Source organism: Actinoplanes oblitus, from assembly GCF_030252345.1.
Taxonomy (GTDB): Bacteria; Actinomycetota; Actinomycetes; order Mycobacteriales; family Micromonosporaceae; genus Actinoplanes; species Actinoplanes oblitus.
The window spans coordinates 8,309,748-8,324,002 of the sequence record NZ_CP126980.1 but is presented as its reverse complement, the minus strand read 5'-3'; the positions used below and the strand labels follow the sequence as shown (position 1 = coordinate 8,324,002).

The window sequence follows — 14,255 nt, the reverse complement described above, 5'->3', positions numbered from 1 at the left end:
ACGAGGATTGACGAGCGTCTCCGTTATCCAACCGTTATCTTTGACGGATGGGTGCGGAGACGGTCATCGACCTCGGCCTCGACCGGGGAGTCCCGGAGTCCTACGAGCGACCGCGGCGTTCCACCGTCCCGGCCTGGTTCGCCCCCGTCGCGCTGGTGATCCTGCTGCTGGCCGGCTCGGCGGCCTCGGCCGCCCCGCCGAGACCGCCGTTCACCGAGCTGTTGCGGGTGCCGATGGGTCCGGCCGACCCGTACCTGATCACCGGCGGCGGGCTGCTCGTCCAGTCGTACGGCCTGCTCACCGCGTACGACCTGGGGAGCGGGGCGGCGCGCTGGCGGGCCGGCGAGTCGATCCCGGTGTTCCGGCTGCGCACCTCCGGCGGGCTGGTGCTGATGCGGCCGTGGAGCACCGGGCCCGTCGAGCCGGGCACCACGGCGTTCTCGCTGGCCACCGGCGCCCGGGAATGGCGCAACGGGCGCAGTGTGATCACCTTCGCCGGCAGTGACGCGCTGCTCGCGGTGAACGGGGTGCGCAGCCTCTCCGGCACCGGCCGCCGGGTGCAGGGGATGGTCGACGTGCTCGACCCGGTCACCGGGATGGCCCGCTGGCAGGTCCGGGTGCCGTCCACAGCGGTGGTGACCGGCGTGCCCGGCCCGGCCGACACCGGCGCCCGGATGCTGCTGATCCGCGACGACCGCACCGCCGCCCTGTACGACCTGGCCACCGGTCAGCCGCTGGCCACCCGGGTGCTGCCGGCGGCGACCTACGCGCCGGACAACCCGGTGGTGGCCGGTGACGTGCTGATCCTCCGGCATCCCGGCACCGACGGGATGGAGGTCTCGGCGTTCGACCCGGTCACCCTCCGTCCGCTCTGGACCGAGCCGGCCGACGGCACCCTCGAGGTGCACGCCTGCGGTCCGCTCGCCTGCTTCCTGGGCGCCGAGGGCGTCCGCGCCGTCGACCCGGCCACCGGCGACGACCGGTGGACGCACCGCGGATGGCAGGGTGTCGAGGGGCGCGGCGAGGCCCTGCTGACGTATCCGGACGGCACCGACACGAGCAAGCCGGCCGCCCTGGTCGACCCGGCGACCGGCCGGACCCTCGCCGACGTGACCGGCTGGCGGCCGCTCGCCGGGCTGACCGGCGCCGGCCGGCTGCTGGTCGCCCGGGAGGTGCACGGCGGCGCGCGTACCATGGTCGCGGTCGCCGACCCGGACGTCGGCCGGCTCCGCCCGATCGGCGAGCTGCCCACCGGCGTCACCGGGTGCGAGGCAGCCCCGAGCCGGCTGGTCTGCCGTTCCGTCTCGGGTGACCTGGTGGTGTGGGCGTACGACGAGGCGGCCGGCGGGAGCTGACCGCCGTACCGGAAAGGGTGTGGCCTTGACGCTGATCGAGCTGGACCGCGACGCCCCGCTCGACCCGCTGCCCACCTCGCGCCCGCCGCTCGCCGCCTATCGCCGGACCGGCCTGCTGCTCACCCTGGTTCTGCTCGCCGTGCTGGGCGGCGCGGCCCCGGCCGCCGGGATCGTCTGGCGCTACCTCGGCGCGGTGCCCGCCGCGGCCGTCCCGGACGGGCCGATCGAGCTGGCCGACGGTCGCCTCTACACCGTCGACACCACCGGGACGCTGCCCACGGTGAGCGCCTGGAGCCCGGACCGCCCGCCGGCCCGGCTGTGGACCACCCGGGTGCCGGTCGGCGACGACCCGGGGGTGATCCCGGCCGGCTCGGTGACGATCCGGCCGGCCGGCGAGGTGGTGCTGCTGACCGCCGGGGTGGCCACCACCGCCGTGGACGCGGCCACCGGGCGGATCCGCTGGTCGTCGCCGATCGCGGTGAGCGTGCTGGCGGGCAGCGGCGCCGGCGTCACGGTGGACCGGGTGTTCCGCCCCGGCACCGAGTACGACCAGGAGTCCGGCGACCCGGGACCGCTCTACTTCTCGGCGACCGGCGAGCCGCACACCGAGCCGCCGCTGCGCACCGAGGTCCGCGGGCTGGACCTGGCCGGCGGGCGGACGCTGTGGACCGCCACGCCGGGCGGCTCGGTGACCGTCGACGTGCTGGCCGGCGACGAGCCGGCCGTGCTGATCACCTCGTCCCGGTCGCTCACCCTGGTGGCCGGGGTCAGCGGCGCGGTGCTGCGGGAGACCGCGGTGCCGCAGCTCGGCGGGCACGGCCCGGCCAGTTCGTCGCTGCTCGGCGACGTCGCCCTGGTCAGCTACCGGGAGCCCAGCCGGCAGGTGGCCTTCCAGGCGCGCACCCTGCGGCAGCTCTGGAGCCGCACCACGCGGGACGCCGAGCTGCTCGCCGACCCGGCCGACTGCCAGGGCGTGCTCTGCGACGGCGGGCACGGCGACCTGCGGGTGCTCGACCCGGGCACCGGCCGGGCCCGGTGGCAGGTCCAGGAGGACGTCGACCTCGCCGTCCGCGCCGGGTACGTGCTGGAGACCGACGCGGCCTCCGGCGAGCCGGTGCGGCTGAGCGATCCGCGGACCGGGGCGACCCGGGTCGACCTGAGCGGCTGGACCGGGCAGGTGACCGGGGCCGCCGACCAGCCGCTGCTGCTGCGCCGCACGGAGGGCCGGGGCGGGCAGGCGTTCGCCGCGGTGGTGCCGGGGCACGCCGAGATCCGCCGGCTCGGGGTGGCCGGCACCGGGCTCGGCGACTGCGACTCGGACGGGCGCCTGCTGGCCTGCCGGTCGGCGGCCGGCCTGCGGATCTGGGCCTTCCGCGTCTGATCCGCGCGGGGACCTACCGGTCCGGTCCGGCGGGCGCGCACACTGAGGGTGTCCCACGAGGGGGCGCGGCGTGCGCGATGTCCTGATCGACCTGGGCGATGCGCGGACCGGCGACCGGGTGCCCGACCCGCCGCCGCCGGCCCGTGGCCGGGTCCTGCTCGCGTTGCTCACCGGGGTGCTGACGGTGGTGCTGGGCGGGGCCGCCTCCGCCCGGCCGCAGATGCCGCCGGTGATCGTCCCGGCCGGGCTGGGCTACCTGATGGAGGTGGCCGGCGACCGGCTCTACGTGGTCAGTGCCGGGCTGCCGGTGGGCGCCCCGGTCCGGGAGCAGACGGTCCGGACCTACGCGCTGCCCTCGGCCACGCTGCTGGCCAGCAACACCGTCCGGGTGCACGGTGAGGTCCGGTCGGTGCTGACCGCCGGGGACGACCGGCTGCTGGTGAACTACCAGGACGAGCGGACCGCCACGTTCACCACCGTCGCGCTGCGCGCCGGGGTGCGCGAGCCGCTCTGGGAACGTCCCGCGCAGATCTTCGGCGTCGACCCGGCGGCCGGGCTGGCCCTGGTCCGGGAGGAGAGCGCGACCTTCCGGGACGCCGACTGGCACGGGCTCGACCTGGCGACCGGCCGGCCGCGCTGGACGCTGCACCAGCCGGCCGGGGACGACGTGGCGGTCGGGGACACCGGCGGCGCCTTCCCGGAGCGGTTGTACGCGCTGACGACCGGCGGGCAGCTGGCGACGTACCGGACCCGGACCGGGCAGCGGACCGCGCGGACCCTGGTGCCGCAGCGGCGGGACGGGATGAACACCAGCCTCTGGCCGGCCGGCGAGCTGGTGCTGATCAGCGCCGGGGCGTCCGGCACCACCGGGTACGACGCGGCCGCCGGGCTGGCCCCGATCTGGCACAGCGGGCTCAACCTGAGCTGGTACCGCGGCCCGGCCGCCTGCGGGGACCTGATCTGCGCGTACCTGCCGCAGCGCGGGATCCTGGTGATCGACCCGCGGACCGGCCGGGAGCGCTGGTCCTCGGACCGCTGGGAGTACGCCGCCCGGACCGGCGACTATCTGCTGGTCGGCCGGCCGGACGTGGCCGAACCGGAGCTGCTGGTGGTGCGGGCGGAGACCGGCGACGTGCTGGGCTCGGCGGGGCTGTGGCGGACGGTGGGAGCCGGGGCCTACGTGATCCGCAGCGTGCCGGGCGAGGATCGGGTCTGGTACGGCGTGCTCGATCCCGCCCGCCGCCGGGTCAGCCTGCTCGGCGTGGCCGACCGGGTCACCGGGGACTGCGCGTTCGCGACCGGTGCGCTGGTCTGCCGCCGGATCGACGCCACCGTCGGGGTGTGGCGGCTGAGCTAGCCTGCACCTACCGACGGCTTGACGGAGGAACTGCGGTGCGCGTGTTGGTGGTGGAGGACGAACGGACGATGGCCGACGCGATCGCGCGCGGGCTGCGGCGCCACGGCATGGCGGTGGACGTGGCGTACGACGGCCTGCAGGGCCACGAGATGGCCTACGTGACCCGGTACGACGTGGTGGTGCTGGACCGGGACCTGCCCGGCATGCACGGCGACGAGATCTGCGCGGCGCTCGTCGAGTCCGGCGCGCTGACCCGGGTGCTGATGCTGACCGCCAGCGGCTCGGTGGCCGAGCGGGTCGAGGGTCTGCAGCTCGGCGCCGACGACTACCTGCCCAAGCCGTTCGCCTTCGACGAGCTGGTGGCCCGGGTGCAGGCGCTGGGCCGGCGGGCCACCCCGCCCGCCCCGCCGGTGTTCAGCGTGGGCAACCTGGTGCTCGACCCGGCGCGCCGCGCGGTGACCCGGGGCGGCCTGCCGGTCGACCTGACGAACAAGGAGTTCGGTGTGCTGGAGGTGCTGCTCAAGGCGAGTGGCGCCGTGGTGTCCAGCGAGGAGCTGCTGGAGCGGGTCTGGGACGCGAACACCGACCCGTTCACCACCACGGTGCGGGTGACGGTGATGACCCTGCGGAAGAAGCTCGGCGATCCGCCGCTGATCGACACCGTGGTCGGGGCCGGCTACCGGGTCGTGTCCGGGTGACGATCTATCAGGGGCAGCACCCGGCACTGCTGCGCCGGCTGATGCGGCCCACGCTGCGGCTGCGGCTCACCCTGCTGAACGGGATCCTGCTGGTCGCGGCCGGCGCGGTGCTCGTCGTGCTGGCCTGGCTGCTGGTCGACGAGTCGCTGCACCCGGCCGACGAGCTGCTGGCCGGTTCGACGGTGACGCTGAACGACGGCCGGGTCGAGGAGGCGCGCGGCTGGCAGGCCGAGATGGTCGACCAGGCCTCGGACGAGCTGCTGGTGAAAGGCCTGAGCGCGCTGGTGGCGATCGGCATCATCGGGACCGCCGGGGGATACCTGGTGACCCGGCGGGCGCTGCGCCCGCTGCACACCGTCACCCAGACCGCCCAGCGGCTCGGCGAGGAGACCCTGGACCAGCGGATCCGGTACGCCGGGGCGGACGACGAGGTGGCCGAACTGGCCCGCACGTTCGACGCGATGCTGGACCGGCTGGCCGGTGCGTTCGAGTCGCAGAAGCGGTTCGTCGCGAACGCCTCGCACGAGCTGCGCACCCCGCTCGCGGTGATGCGCACCGAGATCGACGTGACGCTCAGCGACCCGGACGCCGACGTCGCCGAGTACCGCCGGATGGCCCGGGTGGTCCGGGACGCCTCGACCCGGGCGAACGGGCTGGTCGACGCGCTGCTGGTGCTGGCCCGCTCGGAGGCGCAGTCCGGCCGGCGGCTGGTCCGCAAGGTGCCCGCCGACCTGGCCACCAGCGTCTACAACGCGCTGTCGGCGGTGAAGACCGAGGCCGAGCGGATGAAGCTGGAGGTGACCACCGACCTGGGCGCGGCGCCGGTGGTCGGCGACCCGAGCCTGCTGGACCGGCTGGCCGGCAACCTGATCGAGAACGCGATCCGGTACAACCACCTGCTCGGGCGGCTCTGGCTGCGCACCGCGTCGGTGGACGGGCAGGCCCGGCTGATCGTCGGCAACACCGGCCACGAGGTCGAGCAGTCCGAGGTGCCGGGCCTGTTCGAGCCGTTCCGCAGGGGTGGCTGGGAACGCACCGGGTCGCGCGGCTCCGGCCTCGGGCTCTCCATCGTGCGGGCGGTCTGCGACGCGCACGGCGGCACGGTCTCGGCGATCGCGCTGGCCGACGGCGGCCTGGAGGTCACCGTCTCGCTGCCGGCCGCCGACACCACACCGGTGGTGGCGGCGACCGCCAGCGTGCCCCGGATCGGGCGTTAGCCCACCTGCTCGATCTGGGCGCGGAGCTTGGGCAGCTCGGCTTTCGCCTTGGTGACCGAGGTGTAGTACCACACCAGCATGCCGACGCTGCCCTTGTCGCTCCAGATGCAGACGGCGAGGTCGACGCCGGAGGTCTTGCCGCTGCCGCACTTGGCCGCGCCGCCGTAGGAGCCGGTGTCCACCGCGACGATGTCGTCCACCGAGATGCCGGTCAGGCTCATGCTGGTGATGTTCTTGCTGAGCTCCAGCTCCGGGTTGGGGATCGGGGCGGCCACGCCGATCGCCATCACCATGTTCTTCTTGGCCGGGGTGCCGTAGAACGCGCCGAACGAGGTGGTGGCCCCCGGGTAACCGGTGAGCAGGCCGTCCTCCATCGTCTTGGTGATGTCGGCGAACTCGGCGGTGGTCAGTTTCGGCCGGCCACCGAGGGTTTTCGGCTCGACCACGGTGATGTCCGCGGCCGGTGCGGTGTCCCGGCCGGTGGTCGCCGACACCCCGGGTTTCGGTGACCGGGCGTCGGTGTCCTCCTTGTCGGCCAGCACGGCGATCGCCACGATGCCGCCGACGCAGAGCACCAGCACGATCGCGATGGAGAGCAGCACGATCGGCAGGACCCGGGACTTCTTCGGCGCCGGCGGCGGGAAGCCGGGCGGGCCGTATCCGGGCTGGCCGAACTGGGGCTGAGCGTAGCCGGGCGGTGAGTAGCCGGGCTGGGCGTAACCCGGCGTGAAGGGCTGGGTGGGTGGCTGCTCCGGGGCCGGGCCGTAACCGGGCGGCGGCGCGCCGTAGGCGGGCGGCACCGAGCCCGGAACGTCCGGGTTCGGCACGCCGGGGAAGGGCTGGCCGGAGTAAGGGTCCTGCGACATCGACGGGCTCCACGATCAGTTGTAGTGCGGCGCAGCTTATCCGTGCGGTCTGACAAGAAGACGCCCCCGCCCGGCATCCGGGCGGGGGCGTCGGTGGAACCGATGTCAGGCGCGGCGCACGTTCGCCAGGCCGGACGGCAGGAACCGCTTGCCGGTGACCTGCTCCGCGATGCCGCTGCGGTCCAGGTACGGCGTGATCCCGCCCAGGTGGAACGGGTACCCGGCGCCGAGGATCATGCACAGGTCGATGTCCTGCGCCTCGGCGACCACACCCTCGTCGAGCATGATCCGGATCTCCTCGGCCAGCGCGGCGAGGGCCCGGGCCCGCACCTCGTCACCGGTGAGCACGGTGTCGCCGACCTCGAGGACCTTCACGACCTCGGTGTTGATCTCGTCGTCGACCAGCAGCGGCAGGCCGGCCTCGACGATGCGCTTGAGGTTCGGGCTGTCCACGTACCGGTCCGGGAAGGCGCGGTGCAGGGTCTCGCCCACGTGGTACGCGACCGCCGGGCCGACCAGCTGGAGCAGCGCGATCGGCCGCATCGGCAGGCCCATCGGGTCGAACGCCTCGTTCACCACGTCCAGCGGGGTGCCGGCGTCGACGGCCTTGAAGACCTCGCTGGTGAACCGGGTCAGCACCCGGTTGACCACGAACGCGGGGGCGTCCTTGACCAGCACCGAGGACTTCTTCAGCTCCTTGCCGACGGCGAACGCGGTGGCCAGCGTCGCGTCGTCGGTCTTCTCGCCCTTGATGATCTCCAGCAGCGGGAGGACGGCGACCGGGTTGAAGAAGTGGAAGCCGACGACCCGCTCGGGGTGCGCCAGGTCGGCGGCCATCTCGGTGATCGACAGCGAGCTGGTGTTGGTGGCGAGGATCGCCTCCGGCTTGACGATCGTCTCGAACTCGGCCCAGATCTTCTTCTTGAGCTCGAGGTTCTCGAAGACCGCCTCGATCACGAAGTCGGCGTCGGCGAAGACCGACTTGTCGACCGAGCCGCTGATCAGGCCGCGCAGCTTGGCCGCGGTGCCCTCGTCCAGGCGGCGCTTGCCGACCAGCTTGTCGATCTCGCCGGTGACGTACGCCACACCCTTGTCGACGCGCTCCTGGTCCAGGTCGGTGAGCACCACCGGGACCTGCAGGCGGCGCAGGAAGAGCAGGGCCAGCTGGGACGCCATCAGACCGGCGCCGACGATGCCGACCTTGGTGACCTTGCGGGCCAGCGACTTGTCCGGCACCCCGACCGGGCGCTTGGCGCGCCGCTGGACCAGGTCGAACGCGTACAGGCTGGCGCGCGCCTCGTCCCCCATGATCAGGTCGGCGAGGGCCTCGGTCTCGGCCGCGGTGCCGTCGGCGAAGGACGCCTCCTTGGCCAGGGCCAGCAGCTCCAGCGCCTTGTTGGCGGACGGGACCGCGCCGTGCAGCTTCTCGTCGAGCTGGTTCTTGGCGAACCAGAGCACGCCGTCCCACATGTCCCGGTCGATCTCCGGGCGCTCGACGGTGACCTCGCCCTTGACGACGCCGGCCGCCCAGGCCAGCGAGTCCTCGAGGAAGTCGGCGGCCTCGAAGAGCGCGTCGGCGACGCCCATCTCCTTGGCCTGCTTGGGGCGCAGCACCTTCTGGGTCAGCGGGTTCTGCAGGATGACCTGGGCCGCGCCGGCGATGCCGATGAGGTTCGGCAGCAGCTGCGAGCCGCCCCAGCCGGGGATCAGGCCGATCGCGACCTCGGGCAGGCCGAGCGCGGCGGCACCGGAGGAGACGGTGCGGTAGTGGCAGTGCAGGGCGACCTCGAGGCCGCCGCCGAGCGCCGCGCCGTTCACGAACGCGAAGGTCGGGATGGTGCTGTCCTTGAGCCGCGCGAAGACCCGGTGACCCAGCTCGCCCAGCTCGACCGCCTGCTCGCGCGAGCTGAGCAGCGGCATGCCGGTGATGTCCGCGCCGACGCAGAAGATGTACGGCTTGCCGGTGATCGCGATGAACGCCGGGTCCGCCGCGGTGGCCGCGGTGATCGCGTCGTCCAGCGACTTCAGGCCGGCCGGGCCGAAGCTGTTCGGCTTCTTGTGGTCGAAGCCGTTGTCCAGGGTGATCAGCGCGACCGGCTTGTCCAGCCCGGGTACCCGGACGGAGCGCACGAGCGCCTTGGTCACTACCTCGTTCGGGTTCTCGATCACTTCGTGAAGCCTTCCCAGTTCGGGTTCTCCCAGATCACGGTGCCACCCATGCCGATACCGATGCACATCGCGTTCATGCCGTACCGGACCTCGGGGTGCTCCTCGAAGTGCCGGGCCAGCTGGGTCATCAGGCGCACGCCGGAGGAGGCGAGCGGGTGACCGACGGCGATCGCGCCGCCCCACGGGTTGACCCGCGGGTCGTCGTCGGCGATGCCGTAGTGGTCCAGCAGGGCCAGCACCTGCACGGCGAACGCCTCGTTCAGCTCGAACAGGCCGATGTCGTCGATGGTGAGGCCGGCCTTCTTCAGGGCCTTCTCGGTCGACGGGATGGGGCCGTAACCCATGATCTCCGGCTCGACGCCGGCGTAGGCGAACGACACCAGCCGCATGGCGACCGGCAGGCCCAGCTCACGGGCGGTCGCCTCGTCGGCGAGGATCGCCGCGGTGGCGCCGTCGTTGAGGCCGGCCGCGTTGCCCGCGGTGATCCGGCCGTGCGGGCGGAACGGGGTCTTCAGCGTGGCGAGCTTCTCCATCGAGGTCTCGCGCGGCGCCTCGTCCACGGTGGCCAGGCCCCAGCCCAGCTCGGCGCTGCGGATGGCGACCGGGACCAGGTCCGGCTGCAGCTTGCCGTTGGCGTACGCCTTGGCGACCTTGATCTGCGAGTTCAGCGCGAACGCGTCGGTCCGCTCCTTGGTGATGTGCGGGAGCCGGTCGTGCAGGTTCTCCGCCGTCGCGCCCATCACCAGGGCGGACGGGTCGACCAGCTTCTCGGTCAGGATCCGCGGGTTCGGGTCGGCGCCCTCACCCATCGGGTGCCGGCCCATGTGCTCGACGCCGCCGGCCACGGCGATGTCGTACGCACCCATCGCGATGCCGCCGGCGACGTTGGTCACCGCGGTCATCGCGCCGGCGCACATCCGGTCGATGGCGTAACCCGGCACCGTCTTGGGCAGGCCGGCCAGCAGGGCCGCGGTCCGGCCGATGGTCAGGCCCTGGTCGCCGGTCTGAGTGGTGGCCGCGATCGCGACCTCGTCCACCCGGTCCGTCGGGAGCTGGGGATTCCGCTTGATCAGCTCTCGGATGCAGCGGATCACCAGGTCGTCGGCGCGGGTCTCGGCGTACATGCCGCCCGCCTTGCCGAACGGGGTGCGGACGCCGTCGACGAAGACGACCTCGCGTACTTCACGGGGCACAGCAAGCCTCCAATGCGGGCGTGAACCCAAATGTGTCGGCCATGCTACTCGCCAGTAACTAGCGGGTGCCAGGGCCACCGGGAACTTCACACATCGGCCCTGGCCGCCCCGCCTTGAGCTATTCCGCCGGCAGCACCGCCGCCAGCTGGCCGGCGATCAGGCCGACCTGCCAGTTGCGCGCGCCGAAGCCGCGCAGCGTGTCGCTCACCGTCTGCGCGCTGATCTCGTCCGGCGGCGACCAGGCCAGCCGGCGGATGAAGTCCGGGCTGATCAGGTTCTCCGGGGGCAGCCGATGCGTCTCCGCGGTGCCCACCACGACCTGCCGGCAGCGGGCCAGCCGGGCCGCGGCCACCGGGTCCCGCTCGGCCCAGCGGTGCGGCGGGGGCGGGCCCTCCACCGGCTGGTTCACCGGCAGCGCGTCGTCCGGCAGCGACCGGGCCTGGTCCAGCGCGTCCAGCCAGATCTTGGCGAGCCGGCGCACCGAACGGCCGCCGAACCCGGGGATGCCGAGCAGGGTCCGCTCGTCCTTCGGGTCGGCCTCGGCAGCTGCCACTATCGCCGAGTCGGGCAGCACCCGGCCGGGCGCCGAGTCGCGGCGGGCGGCCACGCCGTCCCGGGCGTACCAGAGGGCGCGGACCCGGGACTGGGCCCGCGCGCCACGCACCCGGTGGATGCCCGAGGTGCGGCGCCACGGGTCGGGACGCACCCGCGGTGGCCGGTCCGCGCTGGCCACCAGGGAGGCGAACTCCTCGGCCGCCCAGCCGGCCTTGCCCTGCCGGTCCAGCTCGGCGGCGAGGATGTCCCGCAGGTCGGTGAGCAGCTCGACGTCCAGGGCCGCGTAGGTCAGCCAGGACTCCGGCAGCGGCCGGGTCGACCAGTCCGCCGCCGAGTGGTGTTTCTCCAGCGAGAAGCCGAGCAGCTGCTCGGTGAGCGCGGCCAGGCCGACCCGCTCGAAACCGGCCAGCCGGGCGGCCAGCTCGGTGTCGAACAGCCGGCGCGGTTTCATCCCGAGCTCGGCCAGGCAGGGCAGGTCCTGGCTGGCGGCGTGCAGCACCCACTCGGTGTCGGCCAGCGCCGCGTCCAGGGTGCGCAGGTCGTCCAGCGGCAGCGGGTCGATCAGCACGGTGCCGGCCCCGGCCCGGCGCAGTTGCACCAGGTAGGCCCGCTGCGTGTAGCGGTAGCCGGAGGCGCGCTCGGCGTCCACGGCCACCGGCCCGGTGCCCGCCGCCATCCGGGCGACGATCTCGGCCAGGTCGGCAGCGCTCTCCACCGGAGCCGGGGTGCCATCGCGGGGCGCCGTCAGGGGAACAGCCTCGGAACCGCCAGAACTCGGGTCGGGCGGCACTGCGTGCGGTCCGTCCCCTGCTGGCTCTGGCGTGTCCCGACGGCGCAGGGGTGTTTCGTCGGTCACTCCGTAACCGTACGGGGGTCGCCCCCCTGCCGCGCGCAGCCGGGTCCCGGCGCGCCGATTCTCGATCGACTTCCGCGTTCAACCATTGCGCGGTTTGCTCCGTATACCCGGGTGCCACGCCGAAGCCACCCGGGAGGCCGTGCCGCATGACCGCCACCTACGAGCCCTTCACGCCCGCCGGTTCACCCGAGCCGCGCCGGAGCCGCTACGCCGATCGGTACCCGGAGGATCGGTACGCGGAGGACCGGTACGGCGACGGATACCGCCGGCCGGAGGACCCGTGGGCCGGCCAGCAACAGCGGTCCTGGGAGCCGGGCCCGGTCTGGACCGAGACGAGCTTCGCCGAGCCGCGCGTCCCGCACCAGCCCCAGCCCGACCAGCCCCGTTACGAGCAGCCCGGTTACGACCAGCCGCGTTACGAGCAGCCGGCCCATGAGCAGCCCGCCTATGCGCAGCCCGCCTATCAGCAGCCTGGTTACGAGCAGCCCGCGTCGGCCGCCCCCGCCTTCGCGGATCCGCGCCCGGCACGGTCCAGGGGCAGGGTGAAACCGCTGGTCATCGCCCTGGTGGCGGTGCTGCTCGGCGTCACCGGATGGCAGGCCTACCGGATCGAGTCGGTGATCAAAAGCAGTAACGACCTGGCCTCCGCCGTCTCCACCGCGCAGAACCACAGCGCCGACCTGGAGAAGGCGCTCACCAACGTCTTCGATCCGGAGGGCATCTCGGCGGCGGCCCTGCCCAGCGTCTTCCGGGTGCGGGCCGGCGACTTCACCGGCACCGCGTTCTCGGTCGGCACCAAGGCGGCCGACGGCACCGCGAACCTGTTCACCAACTTCCACGTCGTCGAATCGGTCTGGAAGGCCGGCGACCGCGGGGTCACCCTGGAACGCGGCTCCACCCGGATCAACGCCACCATCGTCAAGGTGAGCGAGGGCAAGGACCTGGCCCTGCTCCGCGCCAAGCAGGAGATCAAGCCGCTCGGGGTGGCCGGTGGACAGGTCAAACCCGGTCAGCAGGTGGTCGTCGTCGGCGCGCCGCTCGGCCTCGACGACACCGTCACCACCGGCGTGATCAGCGCCTTCCGGGAGGACGACGCGGACGGTCCGACCATCCAGTTCGACGCCCCGATCAACCCCGGCAACTCCGGCGGCCCGGTGGTCAACACCAGCAAGCAGGTGGTCGGCCTGGCCACCGCCAAGGCCCGCGACGCCGAAGGCATCGGCCTGGCCATCCCGATCGCCACCGCGTGCGCCACCTTCAAGATCTGCTGATCACTTCCGGCAGTCTCGGGGATGGGTTGCATCATTTTCCGGTACGACTCGTAGCACCGTGGCAGTCGGCTCGCGAGGCCGCGGCCCCTGGCGGACCGCGGCGCGTGTCGTGCGGGTCCGCCGTGCCTCACCGGCTGGTCCTCAGGACCCTCTCCGCACGCCTGACACCACCGCAGGAACCAGCCGGTGCCGGAACCCGCGCCGCGGTCGTGAGTGCGCCGGGTCATCGCGCGCGCCAAGCGAACCCGCACGACGCGTCGCGGTCGTGAGTGCGCCGGGTCGTCGCGTGCGCCGAGCGGACCCGCACGACGCGTCGTGGTCGTGAGTGCGCCGGAGCGTCGCGCGCGCCAAGCGGACCCGCACGACGCGTCGTGGTCGTGAGTGCGCCGGGTCGTCGCGTGCACCGAGCGGACCCGCACGACACGCGCCGCGGTCCGGAGTGGGCCGCTACATCGCGAGCCGATTCGCACGGGACTCCGAGTCGTACCGGAAAAGGATCCGGAGACGAGCGGGCGGCATCGCGGCAGCGAGGGTGGTTTTGATGCGGTTCGGGCGCGCGGAAAGGCGTGCCGGGAGGCCGCTGGAGGTGGCGGCTCGGGAGGTCGGTGTGCCTGGCGGCGCAGGTGGTCCAGAGGGGCGGCGGCGCAGGAGGCGGGTGAGGCGCGGCCCGGGAGGTCGGCTCAGGAGGCGAGTGAGGCGCGGCTCAGGAGGCCGAGGTGCGGCTCAGGAGGCCGAGGCGCGGTGGCGGTCGAGGGACGAGACGCCCGGCGGCGGGAGGCCGGCCGTCGAGGCCAGCATGGCGCACCAGCCGTACAGGTGGGCGGCGAAGTCGTCGGAGGTCGGCGTCCAGGAGGCGCGGACCTCCAGGTCGGCGGTGGGCGCCGGGCCGGACAACTCGCCGAAGCGGGTGGAGGCGGTCTGGGTGACCGTGCCGCCGATCGCGGTGTAGGCGGCCGCGTGCTGGTCGAGGGCGTCGGTGAGCCAGGTCCAGGCGACGGCGGGCAGCAGCGGGTCGGTGGCCAGGTCCGGCTCCAGCTCGGCGGTGACCAGTGTCACCAGGCGCAGGTCGCCGCGCCAGGCGTCGTGGCCGTCCGGGTCGTGCAGCAGGATGAGGCGGCCGCTGGCCACCTCGTCGCCGGAGCGCAGCACGGTGGCGCTGAGCGCGAACGAGTAGGGCGCGAGCTTCTGCGGCGCGGCGATCTCCTCGAGCAGGATCTCCGGCCGGGGCGAGTCCGCGCGCAACCCGGCCACCGCGCGGGTGAACGGCTCGGGAACAGCGGAGGGGGACGCCATGGGGGAAGAGTATGCCGATCTACGCCCGGGCAGCCGTCGCCGCG

At 73.5% G+C, this 14,255-nt stretch carries 11 protein-coding genes; 6 read left to right on the top strand and 5 right to left on the bottom strand.

Annotation, left to right across the window (positions count from 1 at the left end; genetic code table 11):
• Positions 1 to 47 precede the first annotated feature (47 nt).
• From Actob_RS36920 to Actob_RS36900, 5 genes are all read left to right on the top strand, one after another.
• Positions 48 to 1,355 carry an outer membrane protein assembly factor BamB family protein gene (locus Actob_RS36920; protein WP_284916597.1) on the top strand — a complete coding sequence of 436 codons (1,308 nt, stop codon included), beginning with the start codon at positions 48 to 50 and terminating at the stop codon, positions 1,353 to 1,355.
• A 25-nt stretch (positions 1,356 to 1,380) separates the two neighbouring features.
• Positions 1,381 to 2,736 (top strand): outer membrane protein assembly factor BamB family protein, encoded by a 1,356-nt coding sequence (locus Actob_RS36915; RefSeq protein ID WP_284916596.1) that lies wholly within the window; start codon positions 1,381 to 1,383, stop codon positions 2,734 to 2,736.
• Between the two features lie 70 nt (positions 2,737 to 2,806).
• Entirely contained in the window at positions 2,807 to 4,093 is a 1,287-nt protein-coding gene (locus Actob_RS36910; RefSeq protein WP_284916593.1) for an outer membrane protein assembly factor BamB family protein, read from the top strand.
• A gap of 35 nt (positions 4,094 to 4,128) precedes the next feature.
• On the top strand, positions 4,129 to 4,791 hold the full coding sequence (locus tag Actob_RS36905; RefSeq protein ID WP_284916592.1) for a response regulator transcription factor: 663 nt from the start codon (positions 4,129 to 4,131) through the stop codon (positions 4,789 to 4,791).
• A gap of 41 nt (positions 4,792 to 4,832) precedes the next feature.
• Positions 4,833 to 6,008: a sensor histidine kinase gene (locus Actob_RS36900; protein ID WP_284922457.1), complete on the top strand. Its 1,176-nt coding sequence runs from the start codon at positions 4,833 to 4,835 to the stop codon at positions 6,006 to 6,008.
• Here the strand turns inward: Actob_RS36900 and Actob_RS36895 are convergent.
• The 4 genes from Actob_RS36895 to Actob_RS36880 form a co-directional block, all read right to left on the bottom strand.
• Positions 6,005 to 6,874 (bottom strand): hypothetical protein, encoded by an 870-nt coding sequence (locus Actob_RS36895; protein WP_284916591.1) that lies wholly within the window; start codon positions 6,872 to 6,874, stop codon positions 6,005 to 6,007. The two genes, Actob_RS36900 and Actob_RS36895, sit on opposite strands and share 4 nt — an antisense overlap.
• Before the next feature lie 105 nt (positions 6,875 to 6,979).
• Positions 6,980 to 9,043 carry a 3-hydroxyacyl-CoA dehydrogenase NAD-binding domain-containing protein gene (locus Actob_RS36890; RefSeq protein WP_284916590.1) on the bottom strand — a complete coding sequence of 688 codons (2,064 nt, stop codon included), beginning with the start codon at positions 9,041 to 9,043 and terminating at the stop codon, positions 6,980 to 6,982.
• On the bottom strand, positions 9,040 to 10,236 hold the full coding sequence (locus Actob_RS36885; protein ID WP_284916589.1) for a thiolase family protein: 1,197 nt from the start codon (positions 10,234 to 10,236) through the stop codon (positions 9,040 to 9,042). Before Actob_RS36885 ends, Actob_RS36890 begins: the two co-directional genes overlap by 4 nt.
• A 118-nt stretch (positions 10,237 to 10,354) precedes the next feature.
• Entirely contained in the window at positions 10,355 to 11,647 is a 1,293-nt protein-coding gene (locus tag Actob_RS36880) for a ribonuclease D (protein ID WP_407653480.1), read from the bottom strand.
• Positions 11,648 to 11,793: 146 nt separating this feature from the next.
• Here Actob_RS36880 and Actob_RS36875 point away from each other — a divergent pair, with 146 nt between their 5' ends.
• Positions 11,794 to 12,918, top strand: a complete 1,125-nt coding sequence (locus Actob_RS36875; RefSeq protein ID WP_284916587.1) for a S1C family serine protease — start codon at positions 11,794 to 11,796, stop codon at positions 12,916 to 12,918.
• A gap of 723 nt (positions 12,919 to 13,641) precedes the next feature.
• On the opposite strand, the gene Actob_RS36870 is transcribed toward Actob_RS36875, so the two are convergent.
• Positions 13,642 to 14,211, bottom strand: a complete 570-nt coding sequence (locus Actob_RS36870) for a DUF3000 domain-containing protein (RefSeq protein WP_284916586.1) — start codon at positions 14,209 to 14,211, stop codon at positions 13,642 to 13,644.
• Positions 14,212 to 14,255 lie beyond the last annotated feature (44 nt).

What these genes read in the sequence shown, in the direction of transcription:
- Actob_RS36895 (WP_284916591.1), bottom strand. Translation starts at nt 6,874, where the DNA reads ATGTCGCAGGACCCTTACTCCGGCCAGCCCTTCCCCGGCGTGCCGAAC.
- Actob_RS36870 (WP_284916586.1), bottom strand. Translation starts at nt 14,211, where the DNA reads ATGGCGTCCCCCTCCGCTGTTCCCGAGCCGTTCACCCGCGCGGTGGCC.
- Actob_RS36875 (WP_284916587.1), top strand. Translation starts at nt 11,794, where the DNA reads ATGACCGCCACCTACGAGCCCTTCACGCCCGCCGGTTCACCCGAGCCG.
- Actob_RS36920 (WP_284916597.1), top strand. Translation starts at nt 48, where the DNA reads ATGGGTGCGGAGACGGTCATCGACCTCGGCCTCGACCGGGGAGTCCCG.
- Actob_RS36900 (WP_284922457.1), top strand. Translation starts at nt 4,833, where the DNA reads ATGCGGCCCACGCTGCGGCTGCGGCTCACCCTGCTGAACGGGATCCTG.